Below are 18609 nucleotides of genomic sequence, written 5' to 3'. Positions count from 1 at the left end.
GGCGTCAGCTCGCGCGGCGCAGGTCCAGCACGTCGCCGCTGCCGATCCGGGCGAGGTCGGCCAGGGTGAGGTCCGCCAGCGACGCGACGCGGCTCAGCCCGGGCCTCGCCGTGAGCGCCTGCATCACCTCGACCGCGACCACCCGGGCACCCGACGCGACCGCCGACGCGATCCCGGAGTGGGAGTCCTCGACGGCCACGCAGTCGGCGATGTCGACGCCGAGCCGCTGGGCGGCCACGAGGTACGGCTCGGGGTCGGGCTTCGGGTGGGTGACCTCGTCGCCGCTGATCACCACGTCGAAGAGCCCCACCGCGGCGGCGAACGGCTCGGCCAGCGTGCGGAACGAGGATGTCACCAGCGCCATCGGCACCCGCGCACCGTGCAGCGCGGCGAGGATCTCCTGCGCGCCCTCCTGCCACGGGATCCCGGCGGCGACCCCCGCCGCGACCCGCGTGTTGAGGAAGTCCGCGATCTCTTCGTCCGGCAGGTCGACGCCGCGACCGCGCAGAGCCTCGGCGGCCACATGCATCGGGTTGCCCACCATGGCCAGGCCGTCCTGCCGCGTCCACACCCCGCCGTGCGCCTCGACCAGCTCGGTCTCGGCCGCCATCCAGTACGGCTCGGTGTCGATCAGCGTGCCGTCCATGTCCCACAGGACGGCGGTCGGCGCGGCGAGGTCGGTGAAAGTGCGGGGCATCGGTCCATCGTACGAGCCGGCCGCGGCGGGCTTCCGACGCGCGCGCAGCGGTGCTGTGCGGAGAAGGCGCTCCCCAGCGCAATACGCTGAGACGATGAGCGAGACTCCATCGGCCGACCTCCCGGTCCGCGAGACCGTGCTGCTCGCCGCCTTCGAGGGGTGGAACGACGCCGGGTCGGCCGCCACCCAGGCACTGGAGCACCTGCATGAGGTGTGGGACGCCGAGCAGGTGGACGAGCTCGACCCCGAGGAGTACCACGACTTCCAGGTCAACCGCCCCGTCGTCGGCCCCGGCCCGGACGGTCGCCGGGAGATCACGTGGCCGACGACCGCCGTCGCGGTGGCCACGGCTCCGATCAGCGGTCGTCGCGTCGTCCTCGTGCACGGCATCGAGCCGTCCATGCGCTGGCGCCGGTACTGCACCGAGCTGCTCGACATCGCCGCCGGCCTCGGCGTCGACGCGGTGGTCACGGTCGGCGCGCTCCTGGCCGACGTGCCGCACACGCGGCCGATCCCGGTGAACGCGACGAGCGAGGACGCCGACGTGCGCGACATCTTCGGGCTCGAGCCGAACACGTACGAGGGTCCGACGGGGATCGTCGGCGTCCTCCAGCACGAGGCCGCCGCCCGCGGGCTGCGCGCGATGTCGCTCTGGGCAGCCGTGCCCCACTACGTCGCGCACCCGCCGTCCCCCAAGGCGACGCTCGCGATCCTGCACCGGATCGAGCAGCTGCTGGGCGAGCCCGTCCCCCTGGGCGAGCTGCCCGACGACTCCGCCGCCTGGCAGCACGGTGTCGACGAGCTCGCCGCCGAGGACTCCGAGATCGGCGAGTACGTGCACCAGCTCGAGGAGGCCAAGGACACGGCCGACCTGCCCGAGGCCAGCGGCGAGGCGATCGCGCAGGAGTTCGAGCGCTACCTGCGCCGCCGCGACAAGGGCACGGGCGGCTGAGCCCGCCCACCCCCGAGCAGCAGAAGCCCCTGCCCCTCCTCCGCTCGGACGTCCGCAGATTCGATCGCCGGAACGCTCGAACGTGCGGACGCAAGCGGCGGGTGCCCGCGGACGTCCGCAGATTCGGACGCCGGAACGCTCGAACGTGCGGACGCAAGCGGTGAATGCCCGCGGACGTCCGCGGATTCGGTCGCCGGGACGCTCGCATGTGCGGACGCAAGCGGCGGGTGCCGCGGACGTCCGCGGATCCGGTCGCCGGGACGCTCGAACGTGCGGACGCAAGCGGCGGGTGCCCGCGGACGTCCGCAGATTCGGTCGCCGGGACGCTCGGATGTGCGGACGTCCGGGACTAGCCGGTTGCCCGGCGGTCAAGCGGAAGGAGGCCGGCTTCGGCTACAGGCGGATGCCCAGGAGGGCGTCGAGGAGGCGGCCGATGATGCCTGGGGCGCCCTCGACGGGGTCGGCCGTGCCGGCCAGCGCCAGGTCAGCCCACGCGTCGATCGCCGCGAGCGCCGCGGGGGTGTCGAGGTCGGTCGCCAGGGCGAGGCGCACGGCCGCCAGGGTGCCGTCGGCGTCGGGCCCGCCGTTGCCGGACACGGAGCGCCGCCAGTGCTCGAGCCGCTCCTGGGCGGCGACCAGCCCCTGCTCGGTCCATTCCCAGTCGTCGCGGTAGCGGTGCGCCAGGATGGCCAGTCGGATGGCCATGGGGTCGACGCCCTGCTCGCGCAACCGTGAGACGAGCACGAGGTTGCCGCGGGACTTGCTCATCTTGTGCCCGTCGAGGCCGACCATGCCGGTGTGCAGGTGCACGCGCGCGCCGTGCCCCGAGTCGAGCAGGCGGGCGTGCGACGTGCTCATCTCGTGGTGCGGGAACAGCAGGTCGGAGCCGCCACCCTCGACGTCGAACGGGAGCCCGAGGGCGTCGCGGGCGATGACCGCGCACTCGATGTGCCATCCGGGCCGGCCGCGGCCGAGCGAGCCGCCGTCCCAGGCCGGCTCCCCCGCGCGCTCCCGACGCCACAGCAGCGGGTCGAGCGGCGCCCTCTTGCCGGGCCGGTCGGGGTCACCGCCGCGCTCGCTCGAGAGCGCGCGCATGGTGTCGTCGTCGAGCCCGGCGACGGCGCCGAAGTCAACGTCCGCCGTGAGGTCGGCATACACGTCGCCCAGTCCGTCGTCGGCCCCGTCGAGCGCCTCGGGCGTCGGCACGCGATAGGCGGCGCCGGCGGCGAGCAGGACCTCGACGGCCTCGACGACGGACGGGATGACCTCGACCACGCCGAAGTAGGCGTCGGGCGGGACGACCGCCAGCGCGGTCATGTCCTCGGCGTACAGCGCGGTCTGCTCGGCGGCCAGGTCGCGCCAGTCGACGCCGGTCGCGGCGGCGCGCTCGAGCAGCGGGTCATCGACGTCGGTGACGTTCGAGGCGTACCGCACGCGGTGCCCGGAGTCCCGCCATGCGCGCCCGAGCACGTCGAACGCGACGTAGGTGGCGGCGTGACCGAGGTGGGTCGCGTCGTACGGGGTGATGCCGCAGACGTACAGCGTCGCGTCCGGTCCGGCCGCGGCGACGACCAGCCGGTCGGTCGAGGAGTCGCGCACCTGGACCGGGAGGCCACGTCCGGGGAGCTGCGGGATGTAGGGGGTCGGCCAGGTGAGCACGCCGGAAGCCTAACGGCGTCCCGGCACCGGACCGCGCCGAGGTCCACAATGCCGGAGTGAGTACCGAGCCCCTGACCCAGCCGGACGAACGAGTGTGCGTGGAGACGGCGGACGGCGGCTGGGAGCGCGCCGACCCCGGTGCGAGGAGCCGACGGGCGCGCTGGGTGATCGTCTCGATGGACGACCTGCCAGACGCGGCGCGACGGCACGGCATCAGCGAGCACGCGATCGCCCTGCTCGAGCACCGCATCCCGGGCGCCCACCCGCCGGGCCCGAACCACGCACAGCGCGCGCGCCTCGACCGCTCGCCGGACGGGGAGCTCATCCTCACCACGCCGACGCTCTCGTACGTCGAGGCCACGCACGACGTGCACACCGGGGCACTGACCAGCGTCGTCGGCAAGGACGTCGTCCTCATGGCCGAGCTGGGCGACGCGGGAGTCCTCGATCGGGCCGTCGCCAAGCTGACCGGCGGGTTCCCGGTACCCGACGAGGGCGTCCACCAGGTCGTCGCCGCCGTCGTCCTCACCCTCGTCGCGGAGGCCTCGGACGTCGAGATCGGCCTGGGCGACGCCGTCGCGGACGCCGAGCGCCTCGTGTTCTCCACCGCGCGGCACGACAACCCGCTCGAGATGATCTACGACCTCAAGCGCGAGATCGCCGAGGCACGCCGCGCCCTCAGCCCGGTCACCTCGGTGCTGCCCGAGCTGATCGCCGAGGCCGAGGAGGCGCCGGGCCAGCGCCAGTCCCAGCCGTGGCTGCGCCGGGCGGAGGCCTGGGTGGACCGGTTGGACAAGCACCTCGACGGCTACGACGACCTGCTCAGCGACATGCTCTCGGTGCACCTGTCGCAGGTGTCGGTGCGGCAGAACGAGGACGTCCGCAAGATCTCGTCGTGGGCGGCGATCGCCGCGGCGCCGACCCTGGTGGCCAGCATCTACGGCATGAACTTCGAGCACATGCCCGAGCTCGACTGGACCTACGGGTACCCGCTCGCCATCCTCGCGATGGGCGCCATCTGCGTCACGCTCTACCGACTGTTCCGCCGCTCGGGCTGGCTGTGACGGCTAGGTCGTCGGCGCGCTGTTCGCGTCGAGCACGCCCGTGAGCAGCAGGATCACCACGAGCGCGGCGAGCCCGAGCCGGTAGTACACGAACGGCTTGTAGCTGAAGGTCGAGACGATCTTCAGGAAGACGATGATGACCAGGTAGCCGACGACGAACGCCACGAGCGTCGCGACGAGCGTCGGGAAGAACCCGGGCGTGCCGCCCTTCCCGAAGTCGTCGAGGCTCTTGGCCAGCTGGAACAGGCCGGAGCCGAACACCGCCGGGATCGCCAGCAGGAACGAGTACCGCGCGGCCGCCTCGCGGGTGTAGCCCATGAGGAGCCCGCCGGTGATCGTGCCGCCCGACCGGGACACGCCGKGGATCAGCGCGAGCGCCTGCCAGAAGCCGAACTGGACGGCGTGCCGCCCCGTCAGCTCGGTGAGCTCGCGCTGCTTCGCCCCGCGCTTGTCCGCCCAGCCGAGCACCAGGCCGAACCCGGCCAGGGTCAGGGCGATGAGCCAGAGGTTGCGGAACGTCTGCTCGATCGCGTCCTGGAACGCCAGGCCGAGGATCACGATCGGCAGCGAGCCCAGCACGATGAACCACGCCATGAGGGCGTCGTGGTCGGAGGGCTGCCCGGCCGGCATGCCCGCGCGGGACCGCCAGTCGGACCCGTGGTCGCCGCGCAGCGCGCGCCACCAGGCGGTGGCGATGCGCGCGATGTCCCGCCGGAAGTACAGGATCACCGCGGTCTCGGTGCCCAGCTGGGTGATCGCGGTGAACGCCGCCCCGGGGTCGGAGGACCCGATGAGCTCGCCGACGATGCGCAGGTGCGCGCTCGACGAGACCGGGAGGAACTCGGTCAACCCCTGCACGAGCCCCAAGAGGATCGCTTCACCCAGTCCCATGGCGTCCGTCACGACGGGAACGATAGCCGGGGTGCGTTGCCGCAGATGACAGGCGGCTGCCGATTAGTGTTGCGCCTCATGGAACAGCGCCACCTGGGCCGCACCGGCTTGCGGGTCTCCCGGCTCGGGCTCGGCACCATGACCTGGAGCCGTGACACCGACGAGCACGACGCGACCGAGCAGCTGCGCGACTTCACCGACGCCGGCGGCACGCTGATCGACACCTCCGCCTCCTACGCGGACGGCGGCGCCGAGGAGCTCCTGGGCGAGCTCCTCGACGACGTGGTCCCGCGCGACGAGGTGGTGCTCTGCACCAAGGCGGGGATCCGCCGCACCAGCTCGGGCGGTGTGGTCGACGCCTCCCGGGGCGGGCTGCTCGCCTCGCTCGACGGCTCTCTGCGCCGCCTGCGAACCGACCACGTCGACCTCTGGCTCGTCCAGACCCCCGACCCCCGGACCCCGCTCGACGAGACGGTCTCCGCCCTGCGGCTCGCGGTGACCAGCGGGCGCGCCCGCTACGTCGGCCTGTCCAACCACGCCGGCTGGCAGGTGGCTCGCGCGGCGAGCCTGCTCGAGGGCGAGGTCGGGCTCACGGCGGTCGAGGCGGAGTACTCGCTGCTCCAGCGCGGGATCGAGCGTGAGGTGGTGCCCGCGGCCGTCGCCCTGGGCATCGGCGTGCTGGCCTGGTCGCCGCTGGGTCGGGGCGTGCTCACCGGCAAGTACCGGCGCACCATCCCGGCGGACTCGCGGGCCGCGTCGCCACACCTCGCGGGCTTCGTCGAGCCCTATCTCGCGCGGGCGTCGGCGACGATCGTCGAGGCGGTGGCGACGGCTGCCGACGGCCTCGAGCGCACCCCGCTGGAGGTCGCGCTCGCGTGGGTGCAGAGCCGCGGCGTCGCCTCGGCGATCGTCGGGGCCCGGACGGCCGTGCAGCTGCGGGCGTCGATCGCGGCACAGGACCTGGTGCTGCCCGACGAGCTGCGCAAGGCGCTCGACGAGGTCAGCGCCCCGAGCCTCGGGTACCCGGAGCGGTTCTAGCGGGTGGCCTCGTCGGCGAGGTCGTCGACGTCCGCGTCGTCGTAGTCCTCGTCGTCCTCGTCGTCCTCGTCCTCGTCGTCGTCCTCCTCGGCGAGGTAGAACGGCGTGGCCTCGCCGTGCACGGTGCCCAGGGCGTCGTCGTACACCTCGAACGCGTCGGCCAGGATGTCGTACGCGTCGTCGACCGCCGGGTCGTCCTCGCCGTGCGGCGCGGCGACGGCGGTGTAGTGGGCCTCGAGGGCTGCGATCAAGCGGTCCAGCGCGGCACGCGGGTCGACGGTCATGCGACGACCGTAGCCTCCCGCGAGGCACAATGGCAGCGCGTAAGGTTCTTCGGCACTGGGCTTGGCCAGAGCGTCGAGCACAGCTTCAGGTCGGCATCGGAACGACATCGGGACGTAGGCGCGGACCGCGCGGGACGGGGTGGTCGATGGCAGACGGACAGACGAGGACGAAGCGGCCCGACTGGGTCGCGCAAGGCGGTCAGTACGAGTACCGCGTGCTCCGGATCCCGGCGACGACCTCGCGCAACGACGCCCGCCGGATGCTGACCGAGCAGGCGGAGCTGGGCCGCTGGGAGCTGTCTCGCACGCTGCTGTTCGCGGGCGGAGAACGGAAGGTCTGGCTGCGGCGCAAGGTCATCCGCGTGCGCAGCACGCTCGCGGAGACGTCGTTCCCGGACTGAGCCCGAGCGCAGGCAGGGACCTACCTACAGCTCCTCGAGGGCGACGCTCTCGTCGGCGAGGCGGTCGGGGTCGATCCGTCGGCCGACCAGCGCGCGCAGCCGGTCGTTGACGTCCCACACGTTCACGTTCATGGCCGCGCGCACCCGCCCGTCGCGGAGCCAGAACGCGACGAGCTGCGCCCCGGCCGGATCGCCCCGCACGACCACGGGGTCGTCCGCGTCCGCGTACCCGACGTACTCCATGCCCAGGTCGTACTGGTCGGTGTAGAAGTACGGCTGCCAGTCGTGCACGGCGTCCTGGCCCAGGATGGTGCGACCCGCCAGCCCACCCTGCCGGATCGCGTTGTCCCAGTGCTCCACCCGCAGGCTGTGCCCGAGGGCGGTGTTGTGCGCGAGCGCCACGTCGCCGGCCGCGAGCACCGCGGGATCGGCGGTGCGCAGGTGCTCGTCCACCGCGATCCCCCGGGCGTCCGCGGCGAGGCCGGCCGCCACCGCGAGGCCGACGTTCGGCGCGGCGCCGACGCCGACCAGCACGACGTCCGCGGGCACGAGGTCGCCGCCCACCCGGACGCCGGTCACGCGGCCGGCGTGGCCCTCGAACGCCTCCACGCCGACGCCCGTGCGCAGGTCCACGCCGTGCGTCCGGTGCAGCGCCGCGAAGTAGGCGGCCAGCTGCGGACCGAGCACGCGGAGCAGCGGCTGGGCGGCGTACTCCAGCACGGTCACGTCGCAGCCGGCCGACCGTGCCGCGGCCGCGACCTCGAGGCCGATCCATCCGCCGCCGACGATCACCAGTCGCGACCGCGCCGCCAGGTCCTCGCGCAGGCGGTCGCTGTCCCGCAACCGGCGCAGCGTCCGCACCCCGTCGAGGTCCGCGCCCGGCACGTCCAGGGTCCGCGGGCTCGACCCGGTGGCCAGCACGAGGTGGTCGTAACCGAGCACGGAGCCGTCCGACAGCGTCACCGACCGCGCCGACCGGTCGACCGACGTGGCGGTGGTGCCGAACCGGGTCTCGACGTCGTGGTCGGCGTACCAGTCCACGGCGTGCACGAAGACGTCGTCGCGCGGCGAGGTCCCTTGCAGGTAGCCCTTGGACAACGGAGGTCGCTCGTACGGACGGTCCACCTCGTCGCCGATGAGAACGACGGGCTCGTCGTCGCCCTCCTCGCGGAGCGTCGCGACGACGTGCGCGGCGGCGAGCCCCGCACCGACGACCACGGTTCCTGCCATGACGACCTCCTCGACGCCTCGGGACCCGCGACCCTACGACCGGACCGCGGCGAGGAACTCCGCCCGAGTGGCGGGCGAGTCCCGCAGCGCTCCGGAGAGCGCGGACGTCGTCGTCACCGCGCCCACCGCGCGGACCCCTCGCATGCTCATGCACAGGTGCTCGGCCTCGACGACGACCCCGACGCCGCGCGGGGCGAGCTCGGCGTCGATCCAGTCCGCCACCTGCCGGGTCAACCGTTCCTGGACCTGCGGGCGGCGGGCGAACATCTCCACCACGCGGGCGAACTTCGACAGGCCGAGGATCCGCCCGGCGGGCAGGTAGCCCACGTGGGCCACGCCGATGAACGGCAGCAGGTGGTGCTCGCACAGCGACTGGACGGGGATCGAGCGGACCACGACGAGCTCGTCGTACTCCTCGTCGTTCGGGAACGTCGTCGTGACGAACGGGCGCGGAGTCAGCATGGCGGCGTAGGCCTCCGCCATCCGACGCGGGCTCTGATCCGTACCCGGCGTGTCGCACGGGACCCCGAGCGCCTCGAGGAACGCCCGGGCGGCGTCCTCGGCGGCGTCGATCCCGACGTCTGCACGGGTGGTCGTCAGCGTCACCGCAGCCTCATTTCTATCGGGTGCTCCTCTGTACGTTAGAAACCTGCGCCGGTAGTGTCAAGAGGGTGGATGGTGTGAGCACGGGGACGTTCGCGGCCGACGCCGAGCGCATCGGCGCGCTCGCCGACCCGGTCCGCCTGGCGCTCTACCGCTTCGTCGGCACGCAGCCTGAGCCGGTGAGCCGCGACCAGGCCGCCGAGGCCGTGGGCATCCCCCGCCACCAGGCGCGGTTCCATCTCGAGCGGCTCGAGGCGGACGGGCTGCTCGTCGGGAGCCGTGCCCGCCTCAACGGACTGACGGGTCCGGGGGCGGGGCGTCCGGCCAAGCTCTACCGACGAGCCGCGCGCGAGATCGCGGTCACCCTGCCCGACCGCGAGTACGAGCTCGCCGGGCGGCTGCTCAGCGACGCGGTCGCGGAGTCGGCACGGACCGGCGGTCCGGTCCTCGACGCGGTGAACCGGACGTTCGCGGACTACGGGGCGGCCGCGGGACGCGCGGCGTCAGCGGACGCGGGCACGGCGGAGGACCCGCTGGACGCAGCGGCGCAGGCGCTGGCGCGGCACGGGTACGAACCCCGCCGGGACGGGGATCGCGTCGATCTGCACAACTGCCCGTTCCACGCGTTGGCGCAGGCGCAGACGGAGCTGATCTGCACCGCCAACCAGTGCCTGGTCGCGGGACTCGTCGACGCGCTGGCGCCGGGCCGGCTGACGGCGAAGCTCGAGCCCGACCCGCGCCGATGCTGCGTCGTCCTCGAGAAGAGGACCTAGCTCAGCAGGTGCGCAGGAGGCGGTCCAGGACGCGGGTGCCGAAGCGCAGGGCGTCGGTGGGCACGCGCTCGTCCACGCCGTGGAACATGCCGGCGAAGTCGAGGTCGGCGGGCAGCCGCAGCGGCGCGAACCCGTAGCCGCGGATGCCCAGGCGCGACAGCGACTTGTTGTCCGTGCCGCCGGACAGCGTGTACGGCAGCACGGTCGCATCGGGGTCCTCGGCCACGAGCGCCTCGACCATGCGGTCGACCAAGTCCCCCGCAAAGGGCACCTCGAGGGCGGTGTCGTGGTGGAGGCGCTCGATCCGGACGTGCTCGCCCGCGAGGTCGGCGACCGTGCGTGCGAACTCGTCCTCGAGCCCCGGCAGGAACCGGCCGTCGACCGTCGCCTCCGCGGAACCGGGGATGACGTTCGCCTTGTAGCCCGCGGCGAGCTGCGTCGGGTTGGTGGTGTGGCGCAGCGTGGCGCCGACGAACTTCGACGCCGGCCCGAGCGCGGCGACCAGGCGGTCGACGCCCTCGGGGTCCTCCGGGTCGAACGGGAGGCCGGTGAGCTGGGCGACGCCCTCGAGCAGCGCGCGCACGGTGGGCGTCAGCTGGAGGGGCCAGGCGTGCCGGCCGAGCCGGGCGACGGCCTCGGCCAGGTGCGTCACCGCGTTGTCGGTGTTCACCTGGCTGCCGTGGCCCGCGCGGCCGTCGGCCACGAGCCGCATCCACGACAGGCCCTTCTCGGCCGTCTGGAGCAGGTAGGCGCGCCGTCCGTCCACGTCGACGGAGAACCCGCCGACCTCGCTGATCGCCTCGGTCGCGCCCTCGAAGAGCTCCGGCCGGTGGTCGACCGCCCAGCGCGCCCCGAGCGACCCGCCGGCCTCCTCGTCGGCGAACATCGCGACGACCACGTCGCGCGCCGGCTTGCGACCCTCGCGGGCCATCTGCCGGACCACGGACAGGATCATCGCGTCCATGTCCTTCATGTCGACGGCGCCGCGGCCCCAGACCAGGCCGTCGCGCTCCTCGGCGCCGAACGGGTCCACCGACCAGTCGTCGGCCCGCGCGGGCACCACGTCGAGGTGACCGTGCAGCACGAGTGCCGGGCGGGTCTGGTCCTCGCCCTCCAGCCGCACGACCACGCTGGCCCGGCCCGGGGTGCTCTCGAACAGCTCAGGGTCCAGCCCGACCTCCGTGAGCAGCCCCATGACGTGCTCGGCGGCCGCGCGCTCCCCCGGTCCGGAGTCGTCGCCGTAGTTCGACGTGTCGATCCGGATGAGGTCGCGACAGATCTGCACGACCTCGTCCTGCGCGGTCAGGGAGCTGCTGGCGGGCGTGCCGGAGGCCGGGTGCGTGACGGGCATGCCGTCCACCGTACCGGCCCCCGGCACGTGCTCACCGGCGCGTTCAGGCCGGGTCCGAGGCCGCCCCGAGCAGGCCGCGGCGCGCCAGCAGCGGGTCGATCAGCGGGTCCCGGCCGCGCAGGTCGCGGAACGCCTGCATCGGGTCGAGCGAACCGCCGCGCGACAGCAGCCGCGCCCGGAACGTGTCGCCGTTGGCCCGCAGCAGGCCACCGTTCTCGCGGAACCACTCGACCGTGTCGGCGTCGAGCACCTCGGACCAGATGTACGAGTAGTAGCCGGCCGAGTAGCCGCCGCCGAACACGTGGTTGAAGTACGTGGTCCGGTACCGCGGCGGCACCGGCGCGTAGACCACGCCGGCGCGCTCGAGGGCGGCGGCCTCGAACGGCTCGACGTCCTCGACGTCCGTCGGGACCTCGTCGGGCGCCAGCCGGTACCAGGCCTGGTCGAGGAGCGCCGCGGCCAGGTACTCCGTCGTGGCGAAGCCCTCGCCGTCCTGCCGCGCGGCGAGCAGCGTGTCCACCCACTCGGTGGGCATCGGCTCGCCCGTCTCGTGGTGCAGCGCGAACGCGCGGACGATCGACGGGTCCCACGCCCACATCTCGTTGACCTGTGACGGGTACTCGACGAAGTCGCGCGGCACCTCGGTGCCGGACTGCGACGGCCAGCGGACGGCGGAGAACAGGCCGTGCAACGCGTGCCCGAACTCGTGGAACAGCGTGATGACCTCGTCCCACGTGAGCAGCGTGGGCTCGCCCTCGGGCGGCTTCGGGATGTTGAGGTTGTTGACGACGACCGGTCGCTCGTCGAGCAGCGTCGACTGGTCCACGAGGTTGTTCATCCACGCCCCGCCGCGCTTCGACTCGCGGGTCCACCAGTCGCCGAGGAAGAGACCGAGACCGGCGCCGTCCTCGTCGAACACCTCGAAGACGCGCACGTCCGGGTGGTAGCCCACGAGGTCGTGGCGCTCGGCGAACGTGATCCCATACAGCGCGGTGGCCGCCCGGAACACGCCGTCCGCGAGCACGCGCTCGAGCTCGAGGTAGGGCCGCAGCAGCGCGTCGTCGAGCGAGCGCCGCTCCTTCTTGACCTGCTCCGCGTAGAACGACCAGTCCCACGGCTCCAGCGTGGCTCCGGGGTGGTCGCGGTCGAGCGCCTCGGCGAGGTCGGCGCCCTCGGTCCGCGCGTTGGCGACGGCGACGGGTGCGAGCCGCTCGAGGATGTCGGCGACGGCCTCGGCGGTCTTCGCGGTCGCGTCCGCCGCGATGTAGGCGGCGTGGTGCGGGTAGCCCAGGAGCCGCGCGCGCTCGGCGCGCTTGCGGGCCAGGCCCAGCAGGGACGGGCGCGTGTCGTGCGGGCCGCCCGCGCCGCGCCCGACGGATGCCCGGAAGACGCGTTCGCGCACGGCACGGTCGCGCAGCACCGCGAGCGGCGGCTGCTGGGTGGGCAGCACGAGCTCGAGGAACCACCCCTGCTCGTGACCGCGGTCGCGGGCAGCCTTCGCCGCGGCGGCCCGGGCATCCTCGGCCAGGCCGTCGAGCTCGCTCTCGTCGGTGATCAGCACGCCCGCCGCGTTCGTCGCTGCTAGCAGGTCGCGGCCGAACGCGGTCTCGAGGCTCATGATCTCGCCGTTGAGCGCGCGCAGCCGGTCCTGCGCGGCCTCGTCGAGACCCACGCCCGCGCGCACGAACTGCGTGTGCGTCCGGTGCAGCAGCCACGCGGTGTCGGGCTCGAGCTCGAGCGCGCCCGAGTCGACGTCCGCCTGCAGCGCAGCGACGCGCGCGAACAGCCGGGCGTCCAGGTAGATCGCGTCGTGGTGGGCCGCGAACAGGGGCGCGATCTCCTCCTCGACGGCCTCGAGCCCGGGTGTCGAGTCCGCGCTCGACTGGTTGTAGAAGCTGGTTCCTGCCACGTGGAGCAGTCGACCGGAGCGCTCCAGCGCCTCGAGCGTGTTCTCCACAGTGGCCGGGGCCGGGTCGGTCGCGATCGCCTCGATCTCGGTCCGCTGCCGGGCCATGCCGGCGAGCAGGGCAGGGCGGTAGTGCTCCTCCCGGATCCGGCTGTGGTCGGGGAGCCCGTACGGGAGGGTGGACGGCACGCTGAAGGGGTTGTCGGCGGCGAGGTCGCTCGGATCCATGGCGGACATCATCGCCGACGGGTGGGCCGACCGCCCGTCACGACCTGCGGGCGAGGAACGCGTCCTCGGCGGCGTAGTCGAAGAAGCCGCCGGTCGTGTCCATCCGGGCGAAGCCCGGGAACGCCTCGCGCCAGTCCCCCCGCGACGCCTGGTCGACCAGCCAGTCGATGCAGGTGCGCACGGTGTCCTCGTACCGGCCGGGCGCGATGTACCCGAGCTCGGCGTGCGCCCGGGCCATCCCCAGCACGACCGGATGGGGAACCGACCACGGCGTGCTGCCCAGGTCGCCCTGGGGTGCGCCGGGCAGCATCACGTACGCGGGGCTGACGCCCATCGCGACGTCGACCGCGGCGGAGATCTCCGCGACCGTCAGCGTCCGCGGGTCGGTCGCGTTGAGCACGCGGTGGGCCGGGCGCGCGGCCGCGAGCCGGACGAGCTCTCCCAGCACCGCCGTGGCGGTCGTGCTGAACCGGCTCTCGCCGTCGTAGGCGAGCACCCGCACGTCGCGCCCGTCGAGCGCGCGCTTGACGAACAGCCACTCCCGCGGCTGGCGGCACCCGGCGCCGTGGATCGCGCCCGGCCGCAGGATCGTCGTCGGGATCGCCGAGGCCGCCCAGGCCTGCTCGAGCGCGACCTTGCCGGTCGCGTAGGTCTCCCGCCCCGGCGCGACGGTCGGCCGGTCCTCGTCGAGCGGGACCGGGAAGCGGGCGAACTCGTCGGTCTCGAACCCGTTCCCCCCGTCGTCGACGTAGACCGCGGCGCTCGAGACGACGACCGCCGACCCGATCCGGTCGGCACGCGCGACCAGGGGCTCCGCCTGCCGGTCGTCGTAGGCGACGACGTCCACGAGCACGTCCACGCCGCGCCCCAGCGCCCGGTCGAGCACCTCCGGGTCGTTCCGGTCACCCGGTACCACCTCGGCGCCGTCCACGTCGGCCGGGTGGCGCGCCAGCACGCGGACGTCCCAGCCGTCCGCCAGCAGCGCGGGCACGACGGCCCGGCCGATCTGCCCCGAGCCCCCGATGACCAGCGCCGTCGACATGCCGCCGACGCTACGCCAGCGCGCCCGCCAGGTCCTCGTAGGTCCGGTACCCGTGCGCCCGGCCGACGGCGGCGTTGTACAGCCGCCCGGCGTGCGTGGTCAGGCCAGCACCCAGCGCCGGGTCGGCATCGACCGCGCCGTGCCAGCCCAGGTCCGCGAGCGCGGCCAGGTAGGGCAGCGTCACGTTGGTCAGCGCCAGCGTGGAGGTCACGGGGACCGCGCCGGGCATGTTGGCGACGCAGTAGAAGACGGACCCGTGCACGGTGTAGGTCGGGTCGTCGTGCGTGGTGGCGCGGGTGTCCTCGAAGCAGCCGCCCTGGTCGACCGCCACGTCCACCAGCACCGAGCCCGGCTTCATGCGGGAGACGAGCTCGTTGGTGACCAGGCGCGGCGCGCGGGCTCCCGGGACGAGCACGGCACCGATGACGAGGTCCGCGTCGAGCAGCTCGCGCTCGATCGCGTAGGCGCTGGAGGCGACGGTGCGAACGCGTCCGCCGAACGCGGAGTCGGTGTCCCGCAGCCGCGGCATCGACAGGTCGAGCACGGCCACGTCGGCGCGCATGCCGACGGCGATCTCGGCCGCGTGCCGGCCGACGACGCCGCCGCCGAGGACCACGACCTTCGCGGCGTCGACCCCCGGCACCCCGCCGAGCAGCACGCCGGCTCCGCCCTCGTTCTTCATCAGGTGGTACGCGCCCACCTGGGTGGCCAGCCGGCCGGCCACCTCGCTCATCGGCGCCAGCAACGGGAGCGACCCGTCGGGCAGCTGCACGGTCTCGTACGCCAGCGACGTCGTCCCCGCGGCGAGCAGGGCGTCGGTCGCGGGGCGGTCGGCCGCCAGGTGCAGGTAGGTGAAGAGGACCTGGTCCTCGCGCAGGTAGCCGTACTCGGAGGCGACCGGTTCCTTGACCTTGCAGACGAGGTCCGCGCTCCCCCACACCTCGTCGGCGCCGGGCACGATGTCGGCCCCCGCTGCCGTGTACTGCTCATCCGTGATGGCGGAGCCCGCCCCGGCGCCGGCCTGCACGAGCACCTGGTGGCCCGAGGACACGAGGTGGTGCACGCCCGCCGGGGTGAGGGCGACGCGGTACTCGCGGTTCTTGACCTCGCTGGGGATGCCGACCTTCATGGGGGGGCTCCATCCGTGTTCGCAACAGCAGTTCCCTGCATCTTGAACTTCCTGTGTTGCAAACGCATGACGATCGACGATCATTCGCTAGATTTGCGCCATGTCAGATCAGGATTCGGCCCAGCGCCCTCTCGCCGCTGCGAGTCGAACGACGTTCGGCGCCGTGGAGCTCGACGACGTCGACCGTCGCCTCCTCAGCGAGCTCGAGCGCGACGGCCGCATCTCCAACAAGGAGCTGGCCGCCGCGGCGGGCATCGCGCCGTCCACCTGCCACGCTCGCGTCCGGGCGCTCCGGGAGTCCGGCGTGCTCCGCGGCTTCCACGCCCAGGTCGATCCCGAGGCGGTCGGTCGCGGGCTCCAGGCGATGATCGCCGTGCGCCTCCAGGCCGCGGCGCGCGCCCGGCTCGCGGAGGTCGCGCACCGGTTGGCCCAGCGCCCCGAGGTGCGCGACGTCTACCTGCTCGCCGGCGTCGACGACGTCCTGGTCCACGTCGCGGTGCGCGACTCGCGCGAGCTGCGCGCGTTCGTGCTCGAGCACCTCAGCACCCGACCCGAGGTCGCCCACACGCAGACGAGCCTGGTGTTCGAGCACGTGCACGCCCCGGGAACCGCCTCGATCTGATCAGCCGGCGAGGCGCGCCCAGAGCGCGGCCTGCTCCAGGATGCTTCGCGCCACGGGCTCGTCGTCCAGGACGTCCCAGACCCAGAACGCCGACTCCGTGGACCGAGCGAACCCCCATGCGGCGATGCGGTCGGCGTCGAGGTCCCCCGCAACCGTCCGCACCCGCGTGCGCAGCACGGCGACCGGGTCGTCGTGCGCGAACGGGTCGTCCACCTGCTCGAGCAGCGGCCACAGGTCGTACGCCGGGTCGCCGCGCATCGGCTTCGGGTCGATCGCGAGCCACCGGCCCTCGCCGGCGTCGAGCAGGTTGCCCGGGTTGAAGTCCCCGTGCACGAGCGACGCGGCCGTGCCCGGGAGCGTGCGCAGGAGGTCCGCGGCCCGTCGCACGAGCGCGCGGTCGATGTCGTGCCGGTCCGCACGCTCCTCCAGGACGTCGGCCCAGCGTGCGCACACGTCAGCCATCACGGGGACCTCCGGGACCTCGGGGACGGCCCAGAGCACCCGGGCGACGGCGGCCGCGCGCTCGAGACGGTCCTGCGCGCTTCCCAGAGCCAGCGACAGCATCGTCCCCGGCTCGACCCGCTCGAGCAGGAGCGCCCAGTCGGCCGGGTCCGCGTCGAGCAGCGCGGGTGCGCCCCGCCCGTGCCAGGCGCGCAGGGCGACCGCCTCGGCGCGCGCCTCGTCGTGCGGGAGGGAGATCTTCAACACGGCGCGCGACCCGTCCGCGCGGAGCACCGGTGCGCACCACGACGACGCACCGCTCGTGTACGGCGCCCCCGGGGTCAGGTCCCAGCGCTCGACGGCACGGCCGACCAGCTCGGGCAGCCGCGCGATCCAGGCCCGTCCGGCGGGCGTGCGACCGGGACCGTCGTGCAGGATCGCAGGGATGACGGGATCGGCCACGGAGCGAGGCTAGCGATGGACGTCTTCCACAAGGGCCGGGCGGGCGCGCCGGCCGGGTTCTTCGCGTGCGAGGCGGCCGGCCTCGACTGGCTGCGGGCGGCCGGCGGCGTGCGAGTCGTCGACGTGCTCGGCGTGCACGACGACGGCCTCGACCTGCGCCGGCTCGCGCCGGTGCCGCCCACCCGCGAGGCAGCGAGCGCGTTCGGCAGGGACCTCGCGCTCACCCACGCCGCGGGTGCCCCCGCCTTCGGCAGCCCACCCGCGGGGTGGTCGGGAGACGGGTTCTTCGGGCCGCTCGACCAGCCGCTGCCGATGCGCTCCGGCTCCTACGCCGGCTGGGGCGAGTTCCTGGCGGAGTGCCGGCTCGACCCGCTCGCCGACGCACTGGAGGACCCGGAGCCCGCGGACGCGCTGAGACGGGTGGCCCACCGGCTGCGGACCGGCGCGCTCGACGACGACGACGAGCCGGCGCGCCTGCACGGCGACCTCTGGTCGGGGAACGTGGTCTGGACGCCCGACGGGGTGACGCTCATCGACCCGGCGGCGCACGGCGGCCACCGGGAGACCGACCTGGCGATGCTCGCCCTGTTCGGGCTCCCGTTCCTGGCCGAGGTCCTCGCCGGGTACCGCGCGGTCCATCCGTTGCGGGCCGGCTGGGAGCGGCGGGTCGGGCTGCACCAGGTCTACCCCGTCGGCGTGCACGCCCTGCTGTTCGGCGGCGGCTACCGCGCGCAGCTGCTGCGCCTCGCGGGTGAATGGCGCGCGTGACGTGCCGTGCCCGGCCGCGCGGACCACGCCCCCCTGTGCGATCCTGCGGCCACCGACGCGCAGAGGGCTGGAGGGCACGGGGTGAGCGCTGGGGACCCGCAGGGCCTCAATCCCTGGGTCGGCGCGCGCGGTGACGAGCCCTATCCGCCCCTGCTGCCGAGCCCGCGTGGGCCCCTCGAGGACCGCGCCGTGCGCTTCCTCGGTCCTGCCCTGCGGGTCCGGCGCGGGCCCCGGATCGGCTTTCTCCTCGTCGCCGCGGTCGTCGTCGGGAGCCTGCTGCTGGGAGGCCGTTGGTGGCTGTCGACGGCGACGATCTTCGGGCCGCCGTCCGGCCTCGAGGAGGCGACCCTCCCGCTGGGTGCGCCGCCCGCCGTCCCCGCCGCCACGTCGGGATCGTTCGCGTTCACGGCGATGCAGCCCGACGGCGCGGGGCCCGTCACGTACAGCCCGTGCCGGCCCATCCACTACGTCGTTCGACCCGACGGCGCCCCGGTCGGGGGCGCCGAGTTCCTGACGGCCGCGATCGCGACCGTCTCCGCGGCGACCGGGCTCCAGTTCGTCGACGACGGCCCGACGCAGGAAGGGCCCGACGCGGACCGCAGCGCCTACCAGCCCGGGTCGTACGGACGGCGCTGGGCGCCCGTCCTGGTCACCTGGTCGACGCCCGAGGAGACTCCGAGTCTCACCGGCGACGTCGCGGGGATCGGCGGGTCCGCCATCGTGACCCGCGCCGGCCTGTCGGTCTACGTCACGGGGTCGGTGACGCTCGACGCGGGCGACCTGGCCCAGCTCATGGCCGCACCGGCCACCCGTGCGACCGCGCTGGGCATCGTCACCCACGAGTTCGGGMACCTCGTCGGCCTCGACCACGTGGACGACCCGTCGCAGCTGATGAACCCGAGCACGAACGCGTCCGTCTCCACCTTCGGCAACGGCGACCTCGCCGGCCTCGCCGCGCTGGGCAGCGGCGCGTGCGCGCCGAACGTCTGACCGAACCCTTCACGCCCCCTCTCACGGAACTCCCAGGTCGACTGGGTACGCTCGCCGGGCCCCGCCAACCGAGGAGAC

The 18609-nt window shown here is 73.8% G+C and carries 19 protein-coding genes; 8 read left to right on the top strand and 11 right to left on the bottom strand.

The window, feature by feature from the left end; all coding sequences use genetic code 11:
• Window positions 1–4: 4 nt before the first annotated feature.
• Window positions 5–697: an HAD family hydrolase gene (locus tag ACXJKA_RS06580; RefSeq protein WP_456824385.1), complete on the bottom strand. Its 693-nt coding sequence runs from the start codon at window positions 695–697 to the stop codon at window positions 5–7.
• Between the two features lie 94 nt (window positions 698–791).
• Here ACXJKA_RS06580 and ACXJKA_RS06575 point away from each other — a divergent pair, with 94 nt between their 5' ends.
• Window positions 792–1649 carry a PAC2 family protein gene (locus tag ACXJKA_RS06575; protein WP_456824384.1) on the top strand — a complete coding sequence of 286 codons (858 nt, stop codon included), beginning with the start codon at window positions 792–794 and terminating at the stop codon, window positions 1647–1649.
• 393 nt (window positions 1650–2042) lie between these two features.
• Here the strand turns inward: ACXJKA_RS06575 and mshC are convergent, their stop codons facing one another.
• Complete coding sequence (mshC, locus tag ACXJKA_RS06570; RefSeq protein ID WP_456824383.1) at window positions 2043–3308, bottom strand: cysteine--1-D-myo-inosityl 2-amino-2-deoxy-alpha-D-glucopyranoside ligase; 1266 nt, start codon at window positions 3306–3308, stop codon at window positions 2043–2045.
• A 56-nt stretch (window positions 3309–3364) separates the two neighbouring features.
• Between mshC and ACXJKA_RS06565 the strand changes: the two genes are divergently transcribed.
• Window positions 3365–4372 carry a CorA family divalent cation transporter gene (locus ACXJKA_RS06565; protein ID WP_456824382.1) on the top strand — a complete coding sequence of 336 codons (1008 nt, stop codon included), beginning with the start codon at window positions 3365–3367 and terminating at the stop codon, window positions 4370–4372.
• Window positions 4373–4375: 3 nt separating this feature from the next.
• Here ACXJKA_RS06565 and ACXJKA_RS06560 read toward each other — a convergent pair whose 3' ends face one another.
• Window positions 4376–5263, bottom strand: a complete 888-nt coding sequence (locus tag ACXJKA_RS06560) for an undecaprenyl-diphosphate phosphatase (RefSeq protein ID WP_456824616.1) — start codon at window positions 5261–5263, stop codon at window positions 4376–4378.
• 78 nt (window positions 5264–5341) lie between these two features.
• Here ACXJKA_RS06560 and ACXJKA_RS06555 point away from each other — a divergent pair, with 78 nt between their 5' ends.
• Complete coding sequence (locus ACXJKA_RS06555; RefSeq protein WP_456824381.1) at window positions 5342–6301, top strand: aldo/keto reductase; 960 nt, start codon at window positions 5342–5344, stop codon at window positions 6299–6301.
• Here the strand turns inward: ACXJKA_RS06555 and ACXJKA_RS06550 are convergent.
• Window positions 6298–6585 carry a primosomal protein gene (locus ACXJKA_RS06550; protein WP_456824380.1) on the bottom strand — a complete coding sequence of 96 codons (288 nt, stop codon included), beginning with the start codon at window positions 6583–6585 and terminating at the stop codon, window positions 6298–6300. The genes ACXJKA_RS06555 and ACXJKA_RS06550 overlap by 4 nt on opposite strands.
• Window positions 6586–6731: 146 nt before the next feature.
• Here ACXJKA_RS06550 and ACXJKA_RS06545 point away from each other — a divergent pair, with 146 nt between their 5' ends.
• A complete protein-coding gene (locus ACXJKA_RS06545) occupies window positions 6732–6986 on the top strand; it encodes a DUF5703 family protein (RefSeq protein WP_456824379.1) in 255 nt (84 codons plus the stop codon).
• A 24-nt stretch (window positions 6987–7010) separates the two neighbouring features.
• Here the strand turns inward: ACXJKA_RS06545 and ACXJKA_RS06540 are convergent, their stop codons facing one another.
• Both ACXJKA_RS06540 and folE read right to left on the bottom strand, forming a co-directional pair.
• The gene (locus ACXJKA_RS06540) at window positions 7011–8216 is read right to left on the bottom strand and encodes an NAD(P)/FAD-dependent oxidoreductase (protein ID WP_456824378.1); all 1206 of its coding nucleotides are present in this window, start codon (window positions 8214–8216) and stop codon (window positions 7011–7013) included.
• A 33-nt stretch (window positions 8217–8249) separates the two neighbouring features.
• On the bottom strand, window positions 8250–8822 hold the full coding sequence (folE, locus tag ACXJKA_RS06535) for a GTP cyclohydrolase I FolE (protein ID WP_456824377.1): 573 nt from the start codon (window positions 8820–8822) through the stop codon (window positions 8250–8252).
• A 74-nt stretch (window positions 8823–8896) separates the two neighbouring features.
• Between folE and ACXJKA_RS06530 the strand changes: the two genes are divergently transcribed.
• Entirely contained in the window at window positions 8897–9592 is a 696-nt protein-coding gene (locus ACXJKA_RS06530) for a helix-turn-helix transcriptional regulator (protein ID WP_456824376.1), read from the top strand.
• A gap of 1 nt (window position 9593) precedes the next feature.
• On the opposite strand, the gene ACXJKA_RS06525 is transcribed toward ACXJKA_RS06530, so the two are convergent.
• The 4 genes from ACXJKA_RS06525 to ald are packed head-to-tail and all read right to left on the bottom strand — an operon-like array spanning window position 9594 to window position 15248.
• Window positions 9594–10943: a M20/M25/M40 family metallo-hydrolase gene (locus tag ACXJKA_RS06525; protein ID WP_456824375.1), complete on the bottom strand. Its 1350-nt coding sequence runs from the start codon at window positions 10941–10943 to the stop codon at window positions 9594–9596.
• 43 nt (window positions 10944–10986) lie between these two features.
• On the bottom strand, window positions 10987–13077 hold the full coding sequence (locus tag ACXJKA_RS06520; protein WP_456824374.1) for a M3 family metallopeptidase: 2091 nt from the start codon (window positions 13075–13077) through the stop codon (window positions 10987–10989).
• A 37-nt stretch (window positions 13078–13114) separates the two neighbouring features.
• A complete protein-coding gene (locus ACXJKA_RS06515; protein WP_456824373.1) occupies window positions 13115–14119 on the bottom strand; it encodes an NAD-dependent epimerase/dehydratase family protein in 1005 nt (334 codons plus the stop codon).
• A gap of 10 nt (window positions 14120–14129) precedes the next feature.
• On the bottom strand, window positions 14130–15248 hold the full coding sequence (gene ald / locus ACXJKA_RS06510) for an alanine dehydrogenase (protein WP_456824372.1): 1119 nt from the start codon (window positions 15246–15248) through the stop codon (window positions 14130–14132).
• Between the two features lie 163 nt (window positions 15249–15411).
• Here ald and ACXJKA_RS06505 point away from each other — a divergent pair, with 163 nt between their 5' ends.
• Window positions 15412–15870, top strand: coding sequence for an Lrp/AsnC family transcriptional regulator (locus tag ACXJKA_RS06505; protein WP_456824371.1), 459 nt, complete (start codon window positions 15412–15414; stop codon window positions 15868–15870).
• Here ACXJKA_RS06505 and ACXJKA_RS06500 read toward each other — a convergent pair whose 3' ends face one another.
• Window positions 15871–16773, bottom strand: coding sequence for an aminoglycoside phosphotransferase family protein (locus ACXJKA_RS06500; protein ID WP_456824370.1), 903 nt, complete (start codon window positions 16771–16773; stop codon window positions 15871–15873). It abuts the gene before it with no gap.
• Between the two features lie 15 nt (window positions 16774–16788).
• Between ACXJKA_RS06500 and ACXJKA_RS06495 the strand changes: the two genes are divergently transcribed.
• Window positions 16789–17541: a fructosamine kinase family protein gene (locus ACXJKA_RS06495; protein ID WP_456824369.1), complete on the top strand. Its 753-nt coding sequence runs from the start codon at window positions 16789–16791 to the stop codon at window positions 17539–17541.
• 81 nt (window positions 17542–17622) lie between these two features.
• Window positions 17623–18531: a peptidase gene (locus tag ACXJKA_RS06490; RefSeq protein ID WP_456824368.1), complete on the top strand. Its 909-nt coding sequence runs from the start codon at window positions 17623–17625 to the stop codon at window positions 18529–18531.
• Window positions 18532–18609: the final 78 nt, after the last annotated feature.

The organism is Cellulomonas sp. P5_E12 (assembly GCF_054049315.1).
This window is presented reverse-complemented; position numbering and strand designations above follow the sequence as displayed.

Coding starts and splice junctions, on each gene's coding strand:
- ACXJKA_RS06580 (WP_456824385.1), bottom strand. CDS start 697: ATGCCCCGCACTTTCACCGACCTCGCCGCGCCGACCGCCGTCCTGTGG.
- ACXJKA_RS06575 (WP_456824384.1), top strand. CDS start 792: ATGAGCGAGACTCCATCGGCCGACCTCCCGGTCCGCGAGACCGTGCTG.
- ACXJKA_RS06555 (WP_456824381.1), top strand. CDS start 5,342: ATGGAACAGCGCCACCTGGGCCGCACCGGCTTGCGGGTCTCCCGGCTC.
- ACXJKA_RS06550 (WP_456824380.1), bottom strand. CDS start 6,585: ATGACCGTCGACCCGCGTGCCGCGCTGGACCGCTTGATCGCAGCCCTC.
- ACXJKA_RS06545 (WP_456824379.1), top strand. CDS start 6,732: ATGGCAGACGGACAGACGAGGACGAAGCGGCCCGACTGGGTCGCGCAA.
- ACXJKA_RS06540 (WP_456824378.1), bottom strand. CDS start 8,216: ATGGCAGGAACCGTGGTCGTCGGTGCGGGGCTCGCCGCCGCGCACGTC.
- ACXJKA_RS06525 (WP_456824375.1), bottom strand. CDS start 10,943: ATGCCCGTCACGCACCCGGCCTCCGGCACGCCCGCCAGCAGCTCCCTG.
- ACXJKA_RS06520 (WP_456824374.1), bottom strand. CDS start 13,077: ATGGATCCGAGCGACCTCGCCGCCGACAACCCCTTCAGCGTGCCGTCC.
- ACXJKA_RS06515 (WP_456824373.1), bottom strand. CDS start 14,119: ATGTCGACGGCGCTGGTCATCGGGGGCTCGGGGCAGATCGGCCGGGCC.
- ald (WP_456824372.1), bottom strand. CDS start 15,248: ATGAAGGTCGGCATCCCCAGCGAGGTCAAGAACCGCGAGTACCGCGTC.
- ACXJKA_RS06495 (WP_456824369.1), top strand. CDS start 16,789: ATGGACGTCTTCCACAAGGGCCGGGCGGGCGCGCCGGCCGGGTTCTTC.